We start from the raw sequence: 16,150 nt of genomic DNA on the forward strand, positions 1-16,150 counted from the left end.
AAAGAATCAACATTAAGTTTGATGAGTAAATTTATTTCTCCTCCATTTTTTAACCAAAATCCCGTGTATGGGTGAGAACAAGAAGGCAAGTACAAATAGGAATCCCGCAACCGAAACCATTGTTGCACCGATGGATGCATCTAGTAGAAAAGCAACGTAATAGCCTATGATAGAACATAAAATACTTACCACAACACTGATAACAATCATCATACTCAATCTGTCGGTTAAAAGATAAGCTGTTGCAGCAGGGACAATAATCATGCCCACTACTAAGATGGCGCCAACACTTTCAAAGGAAGCAACCGTTGAAACAGACACCAAGCCCATTAATAAATAGTGAAAAATTACCACCGGAATACCTAATGAAGCGGCCATTGCAGGATCGAAGGCGCTTATTTTAAACTGTTTATAAAAGATTCCAATACACAATACATTTAACAGAAAGCTAGCGCCGATTCCCCAAACGGCCTTTGGCCCGATACTATGTCCGCCAACTTCGAGAGTGTCCCATGGTGCATAAGCAATCTCCCCATATAAAACACAATCTAAATCCAAATCTACCTGTCTAGTAAACAGACTAACTAAAATAACACCTACAGCGAATAATGCCGTGAATACGACTCCAATGGACGCATCAGCCTGCACTCCGCTATTCTGAAACATTTGGATGAGAAAAACAGTGATCAAACCAATAGCAGCAGCCCCAAACATCATAATGAAAGAATCTCTTGAGCCACTCATTAAAAAAGCAATTACGATCCCCGGTAAGACGGAGTGACTGATGGCATCCCCGATCATCGACATTTTCCTTAAAACGAGAAAACATCCTAATATGCTACAGGAGCCCCCAACCAGTGCACCAATCAATATGATCCAGAAATGATTCATAAGGATTTCTCCTTTACAATCTGATTGGTGAAAGTTTTCTTGTAGTCATTCCTTGCAGAATGTCTTAATCTAATTTTCGCAACCATTCCGCGATTTGGTGCAAATACAATGGAAATCACAAAAATAATGGTGGCTGATAATACAATTAGGGGACCTGTTGGAAGATTGTTAGCCATCGTACTAACAACCGTTCCTATAAAACCACTTAGAGCCCCGAACAGGCCGGCTACAATTACCATCACATGTAGCTTTTCTGTCCAATATCTTGCTGCAACAGCCGGAGTTATGAGTAAAGCAGCCATTAACACGACACCTACAGCCTGTATTCCAATGACAACGGCCATTACAATGAGCAACATAATAAATTGATCTAACAGTACAACCGGAAGACCAATTCCTTTAGCAAAGCCTGAATCAAATGATAAAAGTTTAAATTCTTTAAAGAATAAAAAAGAAAGTGAAACGAGTAAAACACTAATGCCAGCAATTGTGTAAACATCTGATTGAACCATCGATGCTGCATGACCGAAAAGAAACTTATCTAACCCACTCTGATTCCCACTATTGCTATGTTGTATTTGTGTTAAGAGGACAATTCCTACTCCAAAAAATACAGTTAATATAATCCCTAACGCAGAGTCTTGTTTAATTCGAGAATGCCTTGTGATATAGCTAATCGAAACAGTTGCTAGAATACCAGCAATGATAGCACCAATTAGAAAGAAAAAGATGGACTTTGTACCGGTAATCATAAATGCTACACACACACCAGGTAATGCTGCATGCGATAGGGCATCGCCCATTAACGATTGTTTACGTAGATAGGCAAAGCTACCAATTACACCACTGCTCAACCCAAGAAGCATGGACCCCATTAAAATCCATTGTGTATTGGGATCTAAAAAGATGTAAAACCAATTCATACGATCACCTCTAACTAAGAATGAATGGTGATGAGTTTGATTCAATCAGCGTCAAGCTCCCACCGTATGTCTTCTGAAGATAATCTTTTGTAAACAATTCCTCGGTAGGTCCAATCCCAATCAGCTTAACGTTTAAAAGCATAATCCAATCAAAGTATTCTTTAACGGTATTAAGATCATGATGAACGACGAGAACGGTCTTTCCGTGTTCTTTAAGATTCATCAATAAAGAGATAATTGCTTTTTCCGTTGCAGCATCAACTCCTACAAATGGTTCATCCATGAAGTATAAATCCGCATCCTGTGCAAGGGCTCTCGCTAAAAACACTCGTTGTTGCTGCCCTCCTGAAAGCTGACTAATTTGTCGATGGACAAAATCACCCATACCTACTTTGTTCAGACAATCCAATGCAATTTCTTTATCTTTTTTACCTGGGCGTTTTAACCATCCAAGATGTCCATATCTTCCCATTGTCACAACGTCAAAGGCATTGGTAGGAAAATCCCAATCAACCGATTCCCTTTGCGGAACATAACCTACTTTTTTTCGATTCTGCTGATAAGCCCTCCCAAAGACCTCTACTTCTCCAGTAATAGATGGAATTAGCTCTAAAATTGACTTGATAAGTGTTGACTTACCTGCCCCGTTTGGCCCAATGACCCCAATAAGCTTTCCCTTGGGAATACTAAAGCTAATATCCTCTAAGACAGGTTTTTTCTGATATGCAACGGCTAAATTTCTAACCGTAAGTGGTGTCGTCATAAGCAATCCTCTCCTTCTATTTCAATGCATTTACAATCGTATCGACGTTATGTTTAACCATACCTAGATAGGTTCCTTCTTCGGTCCCTTCCTCGCCCATTGCATCCGAGAAGAGTTCCCCACCTATTTTTACATCGTGGCCTTTTTCTTTTGCTCCCTCAATAACCGCTTCTATTGCTTTTTTAGGAACACTTGATTCAACAAAAACGGCTTTAATTTTATTTCCAACTAGAAAGTCTCTCAACTCAGTAACATCCTTGGATCCATATTCTGAAGCCGTACTGATTCCTTGAAGACCCATTACCTTGATTCCATATGCTTCTCCAAAATAACCAAAGGCATCATGAGCTGTAACTAATACCCGAAACGGTTCTGGAATTGTCGAAATCTGCTTTTTAACATATTCATCAAGTTCTCTTAGCTTTTTTATATACTCTTCTGCATTTTGTTGATAATCTTCCGAATGATCAGGGTCAAACTTGGATAACTCTTGCTCAACGGTTTCAGCTGCTGAGATCCAATGTTTCACATTAAACCACACATGTGGATCATGTCCTTGCGACCCATCGGCAGGAGAGAGAAGTTCCTGTTCAGGAATATTTTTGGTAACGGCTACCGTTGGCTTATCCTTCGCCATTTTTTCAAATATATCGACCATCTTCCCTTCTAAGTGCAACCCGTTATAAAAAATCATATCGGCATTATCTAATTTCTTAATATCTCCTTGTGAGGCTTTGTACAGATGAGGATCGACGCCGGATTTCATCAAACCAATTGTTTCCAAATGATCCCCACCAATATTTTTTACAATGTCATTAATCATCCCAATGGTTGTCGTAACCTGAATTTTCTCTCCATGTTCTCGTTCATTGCCTACTTCTGAACTTGCACACCCTGCAATTGCCAATACCATTACAAACCAGAGTATGGCTATTTTTTTCATCATTTTGATCACCTGTAACTCCTCCTTTTACCTTCGGACAACACTTTTATCCACGACTATTTTTTTTATAAACATGAAATTATTTTGCTCTCGTGCAACTTTATGTTATTCCATATCCATTCAATAAGTCAATAAAAATAGTTCTAAATTTTTCGACAATAAAAAAGGATTAAACCCATGAAAGAGTTTAATCCTTTTTCGTTCTTTTTATCTCAAAATGTCTGTTATAAGAATCATCGTAAGTAGACCAATGACAAAAGAAAAGGTAGCAGACCTCTCATTCCCATCACCATGGCTTTCGGGAATGAGCTCCTTATAGACAACAAACAGCATTGCCCCTGCAGCAAACGCTAATCCATACGGAACAACTCCAAGATATTGATCCGTCAACTGTAACCCCAGATACGAAGCCGCTAATTCAATACCTCCTGTAAAGGCTGTATACATAAGGGCTGATAACTTTGGGATTCCATTCGCCACTAAAAACAAACAAACCAGAAAGCCTTCCGGGATATTTTGTAGGCCAATCGAAAAGGCAACAAGTGAGCCTAAATCCTCGTATTGACTTGCAAAACTAACACCGACTGAAATTCCTTCCGGTATATTATGTATAGCCATGGCCGCGATTAAAAGCAGTGGTCTTGCTTGGTGAGCAGCTGGAGAAGTATGCTCAAGTTCTATATGTGGCAAGCTCATTTCTAGGGCGGTAAGAGTGGCCGTTCCTACTAGAATTCCAATCGTCAATACAAACATATTGGAGAGCTTCAACGTAGAAGGAATCAGGGCATATGTTGAGGCTGCCACCATAATCCCCGCACTGTAGGCCAATAAATTATCCTTAAACCGGTGCGAAAGATTACCTAGGAACAAAGCAGGAACGGCTCCTAAGGCAGTACACAAAGCACTAATGAAGATTCCTAAGTTATTTCCCACAAAACCCCTCCTTTATAAAAAATCATTAGTCATTATATGTACAACCCCTTTGAAAAAGACATCACTATAACTAGTAAAAAGCCTGGCTTAGGTAACTTTATACTTCCTGCGTTCCTTTTACTCCATTGATGGAGTAGCTAGCGCAAAGTTAATTTCTTGTATTTTTCACCAGGAAAGGACACCGAGCCTTGCAATAACACCCTCAAAGAAATTTTTTATTGTTTTGGTTGTCAAGCTATGGGCGATATGATAATACTGGTTTCCCTTTTAAAAACGTATCACAAGCCAGGGCGGCTTATATCATAGCCGAAGACTTTGGTTTATTGGATAAGGTAAAACCGCAGCTAATTGGGAATTCCTTTTACAACTCTAGGAAATTATGAACGTGGTGATCGAAGTCCAGACTTTGGTACAGTCTTAGAAATAGCAAAATATTTTGGTGTTTCAATGGATTACCTCACAAAGGGGGATGAAGTTGTTAGCTATGATGAATACCAAGTAAATCGTTACAATGATGACTTTCATCAAATGCTTATAAAAGCTGAACCGAATGTAAGAGAAAAAATATTAAAAATAAATAATCAAATATTCTTTCTAACATCAGATCATGCCATCAGTAAACCAGATAATAAAGAACTAGACCATTTACATGAAATTTTTAATTTTATACTTAGAATGAAAAACAGCTTTGGAATGGGGACAAAAAAAGGGGGCTTTTCACCATCAGATAAATATGAGCTTTTAAAATTATTTCTAAAGGAAAAGCAAGAAATTGATAAAACCTTTAACGAACTCTTTGAAATATATATTGAAAGAAGTATTAAATAATTATTTAAATGCTTAATGGATAAACAGCTATGCTCTGAAAATCACATAATACTAATAAAGGAGAACACTTAATGTGGCAAAGTTTAGACAACGAGGAAAAACATGGAGTTATCATATTTATTTAGGGCTGGACCCCCTCACAAAAAAACGCAAAGAGATATCTAAAGGTGGCTTTAAAACCCAACGGGAAGCAAAGGCAGCAGCACGCCTTTTAGAATTAGAAATTCAAAATGGCACCTTTACCAAAGAATCCGATATGCCTTTTGAACAATTCGCCCAGGATTGGTTAAAAACGTATGGCCGTAGTGGTGTGAAAATAAGCAGTGTGAGAGCTCGAGAAAAGGAAATGTAACATTTTATCTCTGTTTGGGGACCTTATCCAATAAGCCGCATTACTAAGAAAATGTATGAAGAAAGAATTCTGGAATTAAACGAAAAATACAGCCAAAATTATATGGATGGTATTCATGCTTGTGGAAGAATGATTTTTCGGAAAGCAATAACTCAAGGGCTGATAAAAAATAATCCTACTGAGGATTTCAAAATGCCTAAAAAGTAGCAAAGTATTGAAGAACTGGAGAAAGCAGAAGAGGATATTGTCTTTCTGGAAAAAGAAGAGCTTGCTCATTTTCTTAAACTAGCCTATACAGAAGGGCTTGAAATGGATCATCTTGTCTTCACGGTACTTTCCTGTACCGGGCTAAGAATAGGTGAATTATTAGCCTTAAAATGGGGAGATTTTAACGAAAAGCAAGGTACTATTCGAGTTACTAAAACTCTTTATAACCCTAATAATCATTTTGAAAAATACCAGCTTTTAACACCAAAAACAAAGGGCTCTGTCCGTACAATCAAGATTGATGAAATGCTGACCAGCATGTTAAGGAAGCATCGTCTTAAACAAAATGAAATTAAATTAAAAAACAGACATATTTACCAAGATAACGGATTTATTTTCGCTCGGGAGGATGGACATCCACAACTAAGAAAAGTAGTTGAGACACGTCTTAAACGACTTCTTAAAGAAGCAGAAATTGAAAAGAACATTACTCCACACTCATTTCGACATACCCACACTTCATTATTAATTGAAGCTGGAGTTGGCATTAAAGAAATACAACAGCGGCTTGGACACACCGATATAAATACCACAATGAATATCTATGCCCATATGACCGCCAATATGGAAGAAAAGGCCTTCTAACAGTTTAGCAAACTGATGAAAGACCTTCTCCTATAGCTAGCTTTTTTGTCACAGGTTGCCTTGTTTTTTATAAAACGAGGACAAATCCGAGGACAAGAAAAGCATATTATCACTTTAGACGTTGATATAACAAGGTTTTAAAACCCTAATTACATCATGCCGCCCGTATGCTGCTAGAGTGTAATATTGTTAACAATGAATGCAAAAAGTGCGGTAAATCAACGTTTTGGGTGTTCTTGACTGTAACATCTTTAACGAGGATTTTCCGTTTTTTATGGTAAGGCGTTAGCAAAATGTTAGCATTTATTAGCCACAACTATCTAGTGCTTTAGCTATTCCTTAACTTCTTTCCTACCAAATAAAGACTATTTTCCAGCCACTGAGAATAATTACCTTCTATACTTGCTTTAGACGAGAAAGTATATGTTTCTTTCCATGGAAATCTATATACTCAATCGTTTGGATTTCACCAGCTGGATGATGAAATGTAATCTGCTCATGAATCATTTCTGTTAAAAGGACTGTTTTTACCGAATTATGGAGAATTGGTACAAGTTTAAATTTATATAGTACTCCATACATTTTAGGGACTGTAACATATAATCGCCCCTGATTAAACGAAATGTCCAGATTGAAATGATTCTCCTTTTCATACAGTCCAGAAAAGAGTTTTGGTTCTTTAATCTTAATTGGTAATATTGGTTCAGGTAATGAAACGGGTTCCTCAAACATAACTTTTGCAATTTGACGAGTTAGGTACGTTACAGGTGTGACGTTTATATTACTTAGGAAAATGATAGAAACTTGGTCATCAATAAATCTTAGAAAATCACTAAAAAATCCACTTATATCACCAAAATGATGGACACATTTCCTATTTACAATATTGGCTACCACCCAACCACATGCATACGAGTCAAGATTAGGAGTAAATAGCTTATCCATATGCTCTCTGCTTAAGAGTTGAGACGATGACAACGCCTTATCCCATATAAATAAGTCCTCCGTTGTGGAATATAGACCATATGCACCTAATGGAAAAGATAAGTCTGCATAGGCTGTGTGAATGGGTTGTTCCCAGAATGAATAACCAGATGCTAAATTAGGAACAACCTTCACTCCATTATCACAACCTGTATTATACATACCCAATGGGATACATATTTTTTCCCGAATATAGTCAGAATAAGGCATTCCCGAAACTATTTCTATAATAGCTGTAAGCAATGTGTAGCCTGAACTTGAATATTCAAATCGACTTCCAGGTTCAAAATCAAGTGGTTGTTTTTTTAATAAGTCAATAAGATTTTCCAAGGTAGAAGGGAGTCTCATTGTAGTCGACCAAAAATCAGGAAAACTTGTATAGTTTGGAATACCAGAAGTGCTTGTTAAACAATGGTAAATAGTGATTTTTTCACCATTTGGGTAATTCATCAGGTACTTACCAATACAATCAGTTATCCTCAATTTCTTTTTCTCATGTAATTGGAAAATGGCAATAGCAGTAAAAGCTTTCGTAAGGGAACCAATTCGAAACTTCGTATCTGGCTTATTTGGTACGGAATGCTCCAGATTGGCCATACCAAAACTCTTATTGACAAGAACCTCTCGGTTAGCTGATACCAAAATGGAGCCATTTAAATACCCGTTCCTCTCATACGCTTCTATCCAATCATTTACCCGTTTCTCTAGTTTCATTACTTCCTCCTAATTTGGACATCCCACATTAACTTCCAATACTCTTGGTACCATCTTTCATTAAAAGTAAGGTTAAAAGCTTTTCCAAAGTATACCTCAAACTGTATAAACCCTCATATTTAAAAATGCGGGCCTTTCCTATTTCCTTCAGATTTCTTGCAATAGTAAAAGCTTCTTCCTTATTTACTAGCAAACTTTTACTCATTAGGTACATATCTACCCATTGAATCATTTTTTAACTTTTCAATTAAACATTTCATATTTCAATATTTATCCCATTATTTGTATTTTCTTTCATCACTCCCAAGGTTGTGATAAAAAATATAATCGCAAAAACAAATGGGAGTGCAGGATATGCATAATCTAACATGTATCCCCCTATTAGAAATGCAGAGAAAGTCATCCCTAATGTCAAAAATAAATACCACTTACTCGAATATAGCCAATAGTAGATAATAAAGTGAGAACCGCCTAGCAAACCAATTGTAAAGGGTAGAAACTCTGGACTCTCCTGATAGACGAGAATAAACACAGGAATATAAAATGCTTGCATTCCAGCAGCAAGTCCACCTAAGTTTCCTAGTGGGTTCTCTTTCACAAAGTAATTAAGTCCAAATGCCTTTCCAATAAGAACACCTACTGGAAAAATGGCCATTAAACCTACGACCCAAACAAACTGAATGGTTGGTAATGGCAATAGAAAAGTTAGAATTCCTAATACAACATTGTAAAGGGCACCAGCCATTAAGATGGTATATCCACGCTTTGATGTTTCAAACAGTTCATCCCTATACTCTTGTATACTTTTATTCATTTTCTTCTCCTTTCTATGATTGGATTATTTTGTTTTCGCTCTTACTATTTTTATTGCCCTTGTGAAACTTTCGTTCGTAGTATGTTTTGAACCCAATTAAAATCGGAACTAGAACGAACGTCGGGGCTAACCATAAAAAGATATTTGAAGATGAAATTTGAAGTAATTTCGGTGCCCCAAAAACCGCAAATGCCGTTACTGTGGAAATACTACAAGCAAACATTCCACCAAAATGCTCAAAATACCAATGCATTTTCTTAGTAGTCTTTCGCAACCAATAATTCAGTTGTATGATTCCTAAAAAAAGTCCCAAAATTGGAAAATAAGTCAATAATGAGGAACCAATGCTTATCCCGTAAATACTTATGGAGATCCCAGAGGCAAGGAGTAAACAACTAGCAAAAAGATCGATTATATTTCGATGTTGGTTTTTTCTATTTTTGTATCGTAATACCCTTAGTCCATACCATGAAGAGGTACCGCTTAAAATAGAGATAAAGATTAGAAACCATGAAAATGATATTCTTTCTGAATCCGCGTCACTGTCAAAAAATATTCGATAGCTTCCCATAAAAAGAGCAGAAACTGCTACAAGCGCCATGGCAATCACAAATGACCAACCTACGCTATTATGCACCCTTCCCCCTTTTTTTGTAACAATCGGAATCCAAAATAAGAATAAAGCGACAAACCCTGCTACAATATGCAAGATTCGAAATGAACTAAACACAACCTCCATATCATTCACCTTTCTTAATCGAGATTCCCAAATTTTCTTCTGGGTTTTCCCTAATTAAACTTCCACTCCGATCGAAGAATGGCCATTAGGATACTATCATATCTATTACCGTCTCTATATACAGCGGACCTTTTTCTACCTTCATGTTGAAAACCTGCCTTTTCGTAAGCTCTTACGCCGCCTACATTATATTCAATCACTTCGAGAGAAATTCTATCTAAGTTTAATTCATTGAACCCATAATTTAAAATAAGCTGTAAAGCATCAGATCCATATCCTTTATTTCGGTGACTTTTGTTACCGATCCCAATGGCTAAAGTTCCTGTCCGATTATTCCACTCAATGCTGTGAATGGAAACAAATCCGATTAATTCTTCCTCCGAAATCGTTCGTAGCCGAAATGAATATTCATTGTGACCTATTTTTCCTTCTTCCAATAGTTGTTCCTTTGATTTTGGCATGGCAATCTCTGTATCTACATTTCGTAAATATTCAGCATCCTCCATCCACTCGAGCATAATAGAGGTATCTTCCTCTCTAGGTGCAGTTAATTTTATATATTTTCCGGTAAAAAGGTTGGTAGTAATAGATCGCATATTAATTCCTCATCTTTTTTCATTTTTTGTAAATTTTTCGATATTCATTTTCTAAGATTGCCATTAAAATAGAATCATGGTAAGCATGATCATAGTAAAGTGCATCTTTTTGAATTCCTTCCTTTTTAAAACCGATTTTCTCATATACACGATAAGCATTTTCGTTATAAGAAAACACATTCAGCTCAATTCTATGGAGATTTAATACACCAAAAGCATGCTCTAAAAGTAATTGTATTGCTTCTGTACCATATCCCTTCCCTCTATGCTTTTCGTTTACAATAGAGATTCGGATATTGGCATTTTGATTTAAATGATCAATAGATTGCAGGGCTATATCACCAACCACTTCCTCTGTCTCTATCACAACAATCAATAGCAGAATGCCAGTCGTTGTATCTTTTGCTTTTCTCTCAAGATAATCATGAATTTGTTCACGGGTAAATATAGCCTGTGTCCCTGTTAGACGGCGAGTGACCGGGTGAAATAATGTATTTAAATAGACCTCGGTATCTTCGACGCTGATTGGTCTTAGATAAACCTTTTGACCTTCTAATATTCTTGTAGATTGTGCATATAACATAGTTTTTACCTCCTATTAATTAGCAATTTTGATTATATAAGGAAATGGATGAACCCAAAATGGGCAATTTAAAGATTTTTTAAAGGACAGATAAGGAGAATAACCTTTTATGTTACCTCATGTTCAGTTTGATTTTAAAAATAAAAATATTCCTCAATACGAACGGCTTTATAAATATTACCAACAAGAAATAACATCAGGAAATCTTGTTGAAAATAGTCGTCTCCCCTCGATTCGGGAGTTAGCTGATTTCCTTGGCTTAAGTACCACACCTGTGGAAATGGCTTATCAGCAGCTTGTGGCTGAAGGTTACATAAAAAGTAAACCTAAAAGTGGTTACTATGTAGAAAAGATACAAGAGACATTTCAAATTCAAGCAGATCTTATAAATAGCCGCGCTCTCTCTTCCAGTGATCAATTCTCAGAATTTGATTTTCATATGTCTAAGAATGATTTTACACAATTTCCCTTTAAAGAGTGGAAGCTTGCTTACCATTATTCTCTTGACTCATTGCATCTAAATACATTGTTTTATGGGGACCGGCAAGGTGAAGTAGGTTTGAGAGAACAAATTGCGAGGTATGTTAGAAAGATTAGAGGTGTTAGATGTTCAGCTAACCAAATTATTATTGGAGCAGAACAACAAAATCTGATCTCCCTATTAAGTTACATTTTAAAGCAGAAATTTTTGCAGCTTGCTGTTGAAGATCCAGGATATCCACTCGCTCCGGAAACATTTCGTTTAAACGGTTTTTCTGTTACCCCCATTCCTCTTGACGAAGATGGGATCTCCATTCAGGATCTTTATAGTAGCGGTGCTAAGATCGTCTGTGTCACACCTTCTCATCAGTTTCCAATCGGGATCACCATGTCATTAGACAGAAGAATGGAGCTACTGAAATGGTCAACGGATGTGAATGGTTATATTATTGAGGATGATTACGATGGAGAATTTCGTTATTATGGAAACCCTGTACCTTCATTACAAGGAATGGAAAGAAGAAATAACGTTATTTATTTGGGCAGTTTTTCTCAGGTACTTGCTCCCGCGATAGGCGTTTCTTATATGATTTTGCCAGAGCAGCTACTCCCTGACTACCATGAGATAAAGAACTATCTTCTAAATGAACAAGGCTCTTCCAAATTACATCAGCATGCTTTAGAGTATTTCATGAAGCAAGGATACTTAGAAAAACATATTCGGAAAATGAGAAACATTTATCGAAAAAAACATGACTGCTTACTCACACAGCTCCACAAGGAATTTGGTTCAGCGATCACGATTAATGGGAAAGATGCGGGATTCCATATGTATGTAAGAGTGCAATCCACAAAATCTGAAACTGAAATGCTTAAAATAGCGAGAGAGGCCGGCATAAATATTGCCTCTGCATCATATACGTGGAATCGTAAAAGCGATTATCCTGGTAAGGAATTTATAATCGGCTTCGCAGGAATAGAAAAAAGGAAAATAATTGAAGGTATAAAATTATTAGCTGATTTATGGATTATGGAGTAACAAAAAGAATAAGACAAGCTCATACTCGGTTCTTCTTTCAAACTTTTGAAAAAATGGATTTATTACTAGAGCGAGAGTTCCAGATTGTAGGAACTGCACCTCTAGCCTTGCGCAACTTAAAGGCACAACGATACTCACCTAGGAGATAAATTAATATAAAGTTAAATAGGCATATTTGTTTATTCCCACTAGGAGTCAAGTGGCAGCAAGGCAACGAAAACATTTTCTTTGAACAAATCAAAATACTAACCTAACATCATTAAAAAACCAAATACAGTCATTAATAGCCCCAAAGAAAAAAGTGCTCCCGACGGGTCAATGACAAAATTGAAGAAGAACAGTCCCCACTTGTGCTTTCTTGTTTTGCCTTTTCTTAAATCACTTCTTAGTTTTTGAATTGGTTTGCCCATGACGAAAATTCCTGCTACGAGTAGGAGAAGTCCAAAAATGACGCAATATTAGCACCTCCAATCGTTGTTATTTTAAACGCCATATAGTCGCTATTTTATGTTAAGAGAAAATAATTTTTCATTCAGACACTTGGCCGAATTAACCCAAGATGAGTTAGCAAATATTGTTGGTGTCCGCCGGAATATAATTATTCGTTTGGAGGCAGCAAAATATAATCCTTCATTGGAACTAGCCATTGATATATCGAGGGCCATAACACCAAAGACAAGAAAGTAACGAAGGAAGATCATTGTTGACGAGGAAGTTATAAATACTTTGAAGGATCACAAAAACAATCAAAATCAAGTGATTAAACGTTTAGGTGCGGATTACTTTCATTTTGGCCAAAATGGAAAGACAATACGGCTATCCCGTAGATAAAAATGTGAGAGATCGAATGAAAAGACTTCTTAGAATCGCAGGACTAAACGAAGATTTAACACCACATAGTTTAAGACATACGCACACGTCTCTTCTTGCCGAGGCTGGTGTCAGTCTTGAACAGATTATGGACCGCTTAGGTCATACTGACAATCAAATTACAAAAAATGTGTATCTCCACGTTACGCAAGAGATGAAAAAGAAGCTTCCCAAAAGTTCAGCGAACTCATGAGAAGCCTCCGTTAATATCCTCTTTTGTTAAAAATGTTAGCAAACCACTCTCACCTTACCAACAAACCCAGTCATATCAAGGGTTCAAGGGGCAGATTACATCATGCCGCCCATTCCGCCCATACCGCTCATGTCAGGCATGCCACCTTGACCAGCAGGTTCTGGCTTGTCAGCAACAACTGCTTCAGTTGTTAAGAACATAGCAGCTACAGATGCAGAAAAGCTTAAAATAATCATGTATTACTTATATTCAATTAGCATTAACCACTTCTCATGATAAAGCTTCTAATACAATTATAAAGTAGTGATAGAATTCAGTAAAGTGGTCAGTGAAATAGCTTCTTCTACTCCCCAACTCAAATTCAAAAAATCTATTTGATGTAATGTAGCTAATCAGAAATTCTTTAAATAATATACCTTATTTGGCTACCTCCTGTTAAAATACCAGTTTACTTAAGTTCATCCAACATTACCCTTTAAAAGAGAACTGCTGAACTTTTCTATACAAATTTAATTCGTTAAATCATTTTTCAGAGACTTGTGACAGCAATAGCGGATATTTTTTCTCAAGATAATTTCTTGTTTCTTTTGTTATTTCCCTGATGTATATTATTAATTCAGCTACTGCTTTATCTAACTCTTCTTCTGAATAATCAAATCTTTCATTGCTCATAGCAACAACATTTATCCATCTATCTTCTAACTCACTTGGAATAATAGACCTCTTATCTAAAAATATTTCAGTAATTTTATCCATATCTGGAGTTGCCCATGGAAAATCATATGTTGGACCAGATAAAATTGGGTTTTTAAAATCGTTCCATTTTTGAAATACTTCCTTCTTACTACTTTGTAAAAGGAAAAAGGAAAATAACTCTTTAATAAATTTCTTAAGTAAATACCTTTGGTTACCCCTATAGGCTACAAAAGCTTCCGTTTTAACCTCGTGTAATAAGTTATTTAAAGGTATATATAATTCTATATATCTCCTACTTGCTAAACTTGCTCGTCCTAGCGTATTTGTTTTATAAGTTGTGTACAACCATTTAATAAGAATTATAATATTGGCACTTAATGAACTAATAATAAGCCAATTTTTTGTTATCCATGAAATGGTCGAATTAATATAATCCATAGCTTATCCCCACTAAATGTTTAAACTTTTACCTTTTTTATATAAACCTACATAAATCATCAGATATAGTTGTCATTTCTTTATTCTTTTTACTGCTGGAACTATACATGAATCAGACTATTTATTCGCTTAAAGCATCTTTAGTTGAATAGAAACCATTTAAGACGACTAATCTAAAATAAGAGAGTTCTTAATCTTTATATAAAGTTACATAAGGTAATTTCCATGATTCCCCATAAACTTCATTAACTTTTGAAATATGCTCCATTGGAGTTCCACTTTCAATTTCATTAAGATACTCGATAAATTCCTCTTTGTTAGACTGTGAGAATATCCTTGTTGGAAAACCTATGTTATCAGAAAATGGCTTTTCCTTCATGTAACTTGCACACTCATTATCTATAAACATAGCATCACAATATGGCAACAGAGTTGAAATCATTTCAATATCATTCGCAGTTCCTTTATTAGGTGGTTTTTTCCTTCCCGCCCCTGCTTTTCTTGCAATAGAAGCAAATAATGAAGCTGACAGATGTAAGAAGGGCAAATTTCCAAAATTAGCTGTATTGAAGTATTGAGTAATTTTATACCATACACTTGATAGTTCTTCAATTCCTCGCTCATTCAATATATCTTGCATCCTGTTTATCATTAAAGTTGAAGAAGTCGGATATAATTCAATGTAACTTTCTACTTCCTCAATACCCATTATCTTATTTAATTGTTTTAAATATTCGTTTATTATCCCTTTTCCAAATGATTCAATTTCCATCCGATACCAGTAGCTGAAATCCGTAATCTTTGAGTCATGCCAGTATTGAAAAACACCTTCTAACCCATTATGAGTTTGTTCTCTAATTCTCCTAATGGTTTCAACCAAATCTACATTCATTTCTACTTCAACGGATATGATAAACTTATCTGTCCATGAGTTTATATTTCCTCTTACAATGGAATTTACATCGATATCAATTGATTCATCTTCTTTACCATCTAACCAATTAATAAAATGCTCCTCTAGTTGAAATCTTTTGATTGTTTCCTTACCGTAAAAAGTGCCACCATGACTTAATAACTCATACAATCGTTTTAATTGTTTGTAGAATCCTGTTACTAACGATTCATTATTATGAAATTCTGAGTCTGGACAAGTAATTAATTGCATTTTGCACAAACTATCCAACCGTTCATATAATCTTAGCCAATAATCGTCTATTCTCCCTTTTTTATATGCATCTGTATTAGGATTTAAAACTTTCATCATGTTACTTATTGCAAATTGGTCTAGGTAAATAATTTTTTTGTTTAACTCGGGAAGTACATAACTAGCTGAAGATTCGCTTCCTTTAGGATAAAGGCAATTTTTACATCGCCTATCATAGGAATTATCATGTACCGCTAATATACCAAACGTTACATGATGGCATTTAGGGCAATTTATAAATGGACCAGATACCATCATTCGAGGGTCAAAATGAAAAGTTCCCACTTATTCTCCTCCCAACAAATTATTAAAGCA

Annotated in this window: 19 protein-coding genes and 1 pseudogene; 6 read left to right on the top strand and 14 right to left on the bottom strand. The window is 36.0% G+C overall.

What is annotated here, in order from left to right; genetic code table 11:
* Nucleotides 1-12 precede the first annotated feature (12 nt).
* The 5 genes from AA0X95_RS00865 to AA0X95_RS00885 form a co-directional block, all read right to left on the bottom strand.
* On the bottom strand, nt 13-891 hold the full coding sequence (locus AA0X95_RS00865; RefSeq protein ID WP_413304383.1) for a metal ABC transporter permease: 879 nt from the start codon (nt 889-891) through the stop codon (nt 13-15).
* Complete coding sequence (locus AA0X95_RS00870; protein WP_413304386.1) at nt 888-1,814, bottom strand: metal ABC transporter permease; 927 nt, start codon at nt 1,812-1,814, stop codon at nt 888-890. The genes AA0X95_RS00865 and AA0X95_RS00870 overlap by 4 nt, the downstream gene beginning before the upstream one ends.
* A 10-nt stretch (nt 1,815-1,824) precedes the next feature.
* Entirely contained in the window at nt 1,825-2,577 is a 753-nt protein-coding gene (locus AA0X95_RS00875; RefSeq protein WP_413304389.1) for a metal ABC transporter ATP-binding protein, read from the bottom strand.
* Between the two features lie 16 nt (nt 2,578-2,593).
* Entirely contained in the window at nt 2,594-3,523 is a 930-nt protein-coding gene (locus tag AA0X95_RS00880) for a metal ABC transporter solute-binding protein, Zn/Mn family (protein WP_413309786.1), read from the bottom strand.
* Nucleotides 3,524-3,727: 204 nt separating this feature from the next.
* Nucleotides 3,728-4,453 (bottom strand): ZIP family metal transporter, encoded by a 726-nt coding sequence (locus AA0X95_RS00885; protein ID WP_413304392.1) that lies wholly within the window; start codon nt 4,451-4,453, stop codon nt 3,728-3,730.
* A 348-nt stretch (nt 4,454-4,801) separates the two neighbouring features.
* On the opposite strand from AA0X95_RS00885, the gene AA0X95_RS00890 reads away from it, so the two are divergent.
* From AA0X95_RS00890 to AA0X95_RS00900, 3 genes are all read left to right on the top strand, one after another.
* Nucleotides 4,802-5,281, top strand: coding sequence for a helix-turn-helix domain-containing protein (locus tag AA0X95_RS00890; RefSeq protein ID WP_413304394.1), 480 nt, complete (start codon nt 4,802-4,804; stop codon nt 5,279-5,281).
* A 73-nt stretch (nt 5,282-5,354) separates the two neighbouring features.
* Nucleotides 5,355-5,633, top strand: coding sequence for an Arm DNA-binding domain-containing protein (locus tag AA0X95_RS00895; RefSeq protein ID WP_413304397.1), 279 nt, complete (start codon nt 5,355-5,357; stop codon nt 5,631-5,633).
* Between the two features lie 252 nt (nt 5,634-5,885).
* The gene (locus AA0X95_RS00900) at nt 5,886-6,485 is read left to right on the top strand and encodes a site-specific integrase (protein WP_413309788.1); all 600 of its coding nucleotides are present in this window, start codon (nt 5,886-5,888) and stop codon (nt 6,483-6,485) included.
* A 396-nt stretch (nt 6,486-6,881) separates the two neighbouring features.
* Here the strand turns inward: AA0X95_RS00900 and AA0X95_RS00905 are convergent, their stop codons facing one another.
* The 5 genes from AA0X95_RS00905 to AA0X95_RS00925 form a co-directional block, all read right to left on the bottom strand.
* On the bottom strand, nt 6,882-8,183 hold the full coding sequence (locus AA0X95_RS00905) for a serine hydrolase domain-containing protein (protein WP_413304399.1): 1,302 nt from the start codon (nt 8,181-8,183) through the stop codon (nt 6,882-6,884).
* Nucleotides 8,184-8,439: 256 nt separating this feature from the next.
* Nucleotides 8,440-8,997 carry a DUF7010 family protein gene (locus AA0X95_RS00910; protein ID WP_413304401.1) on the bottom strand — a complete coding sequence of 186 codons (558 nt, stop codon included), beginning with the start codon at nt 8,995-8,997 and terminating at the stop codon, nt 8,440-8,442.
* A 13-nt stretch (nt 8,998-9,010) separates the two neighbouring features.
* Entirely contained in the window at nt 9,011-9,736 is a 726-nt protein-coding gene (locus AA0X95_RS00915) for a DUF2306 domain-containing protein (RefSeq protein WP_413304404.1), read from the bottom strand.
* Between the two features lie 50 nt (nt 9,737-9,786).
* The gene (locus AA0X95_RS00920; RefSeq protein WP_413309790.1) at nt 9,787-10,323 is read right to left on the bottom strand and encodes a GNAT family N-acetyltransferase; all 537 of its coding nucleotides are present in this window, start codon (nt 10,321-10,323) and stop codon (nt 9,787-9,789) included.
* A 28-nt stretch (nt 10,324-10,351) separates the two neighbouring features.
* Nucleotides 10,352-10,915 (bottom strand): GNAT family N-acetyltransferase, encoded by a 564-nt coding sequence (locus AA0X95_RS00925; RefSeq protein ID WP_413304407.1) that lies wholly within the window; start codon nt 10,913-10,915, stop codon nt 10,352-10,354.
* 109 nt (nt 10,916-11,024) lie between these two features.
* On the opposite strand from AA0X95_RS00925, the gene AA0X95_RS00930 reads away from it, so the two are divergent.
* Nucleotides 11,025-12,434 (top strand): PLP-dependent aminotransferase family protein, encoded by a 1,410-nt coding sequence (locus AA0X95_RS00930; RefSeq protein WP_413304410.1) that lies wholly within the window; start codon nt 11,025-11,027, stop codon nt 12,432-12,434.
* A gap of 245 nt (nt 12,435-12,679) precedes the next feature.
* Here AA0X95_RS00930 and AA0X95_RS00935 read toward each other — a convergent pair whose 3' ends face one another.
* Nucleotides 12,680-12,844 carry a hypothetical protein gene (locus AA0X95_RS00935; protein ID WP_413304412.1) on the bottom strand — a complete coding sequence of 55 codons (165 nt, stop codon included), beginning with the start codon at nt 12,842-12,844 and terminating at the stop codon, nt 12,680-12,682.
* Between the two features lie 97 nt (nt 12,845-12,941).
* Between AA0X95_RS00935 and AA0X95_RS00940 the strand changes: the two genes are divergently transcribed.
* The gene (locus tag AA0X95_RS00940) at nt 12,942-13,121 is read left to right on the top strand and encodes a helix-turn-helix transcriptional regulator (protein ID WP_413304415.1); all 180 of its coding nucleotides are present in this window, start codon (nt 12,942-12,944) and stop codon (nt 13,119-13,121) included.
* Nucleotides 13,122-13,233: 112 nt separating this feature from the next.
* Complete coding sequence (locus tag AA0X95_RS00945) at nt 13,234-13,497, top strand: tyrosine-type recombinase/integrase (protein ID WP_413309792.1); 264 nt, start codon at nt 13,234-13,236, stop codon at nt 13,495-13,497.
* A gap of 95 nt (nt 13,498-13,592) precedes the next feature.
* On the opposite strand, the pseudogene AA0X95_RS00950 reads toward AA0X95_RS00945, so the two are convergent.
* The 3 genes and pseudogenes from AA0X95_RS00950 to AA0X95_RS00960 all read right to left on the bottom strand — a co-directional run.
* Nucleotides 13,593-13,724, bottom strand: a pseudogene (locus AA0X95_RS00950) (hypothetical protein); the annotation flags it as partial.
* A gap of 295 nt (nt 13,725-14,019) precedes the next feature.
* Complete coding sequence (locus tag AA0X95_RS00955) at nt 14,020-14,631, bottom strand: hypothetical protein (protein ID WP_413304418.1); 612 nt, start codon at nt 14,629-14,631, stop codon at nt 14,020-14,022.
* 190 nt (nt 14,632-14,821) lie between these two features.
* Nucleotides 14,822-16,120: a hypothetical protein gene (locus AA0X95_RS00960; protein ID WP_413304420.1), complete on the bottom strand. Its 1,299-nt coding sequence runs from the start codon at nt 16,118-16,120 to the stop codon at nt 14,822-14,824.
* Nucleotides 16,121-16,150: the final 30 nt, after the last annotated feature.

The sequence above is a fragment of the Neobacillus phoenicis genome (assembly GCF_047302305.1).
Classification (GTDB): Bacteria; Bacillota; Bacilli; order Bacillales; family Cytobacillaceae; genus Neobacillus.

Excerpts from the sequence above, each read along its gene's own strand:
- AA0X95_RS00925 (WP_413304407.1), bottom strand. The coding sequence starts at position 10,915 with ATGTTATATGCACAATCTACAAGAATATTAGAAGGTCAAAAGGTTTAT.
- AA0X95_RS00955 (WP_413304418.1), bottom strand. The coding sequence starts at position 14,631 with ATGGATTATATTAATTCGACCATTTCATGGATAACAAAAAATTGGCTT.
- AA0X95_RS00915 (WP_413304404.1), bottom strand. The coding sequence starts at position 9,736 with ATGGAGGTTGTGTTTAGTTCATTTCGAATCTTGCATATTGTAGCAGGG.
- AA0X95_RS00945 (WP_413309792.1), top strand. The coding sequence starts at position 13,234 with ATGGAAAGACAATACGGCTATCCCGTAGATAAAAATGTGAGAGATCGA.
- AA0X95_RS00880 (WP_413309786.1), bottom strand. The coding sequence starts at position 3,523 with ATGATGAAAAAAATAGCCATACTCTGGTTTGTAATGGTATTGGCAATT.
- AA0X95_RS00935 (WP_413304412.1), bottom strand. The coding sequence starts at position 12,844 with ATGGGCAAACCAATTCAAAAACTAAGAAGTGATTTAAGAAAAGGCAAA.
- AA0X95_RS00865 (WP_413304383.1), bottom strand. The coding sequence starts at position 891 with ATGAATCATTTCTGGATCATATTGATTGGTGCACTGGTTGGGGGCTCC.
- AA0X95_RS00940 (WP_413304415.1), top strand. The coding sequence starts at position 12,942 with ATGTTAAGAGAAAATAATTTTTCATTCAGACACTTGGCCGAATTAACC.
- AA0X95_RS00875 (WP_413304389.1), bottom strand. The coding sequence starts at position 2,577 with ATGACGACACCACTTACGGTTAGAAATTTAGCCGTTGCATATCAGAAA.
- AA0X95_RS00870 (WP_413304386.1), bottom strand. The coding sequence starts at position 1,814 with ATGAATTGGTTTTACATCTTTTTAGATCCCAATACACAATGGATTTTA.
- AA0X95_RS00910 (WP_413304401.1), bottom strand. The coding sequence starts at position 8,997 with ATGAATAAAAGTATACAAGAGTATAGGGATGAACTGTTTGAAACATCA.
- AA0X95_RS00930 (WP_413304410.1), top strand. The coding sequence starts at position 11,025 with ATGTTACCTCATGTTCAGTTTGATTTTAAAAATAAAAATATTCCTCAA.
- AA0X95_RS00905 (WP_413304399.1), bottom strand. The coding sequence starts at position 8,183 with ATGAAACTAGAGAAACGGGTAAATGATTGGATAGAAGCGTATGAGAGG.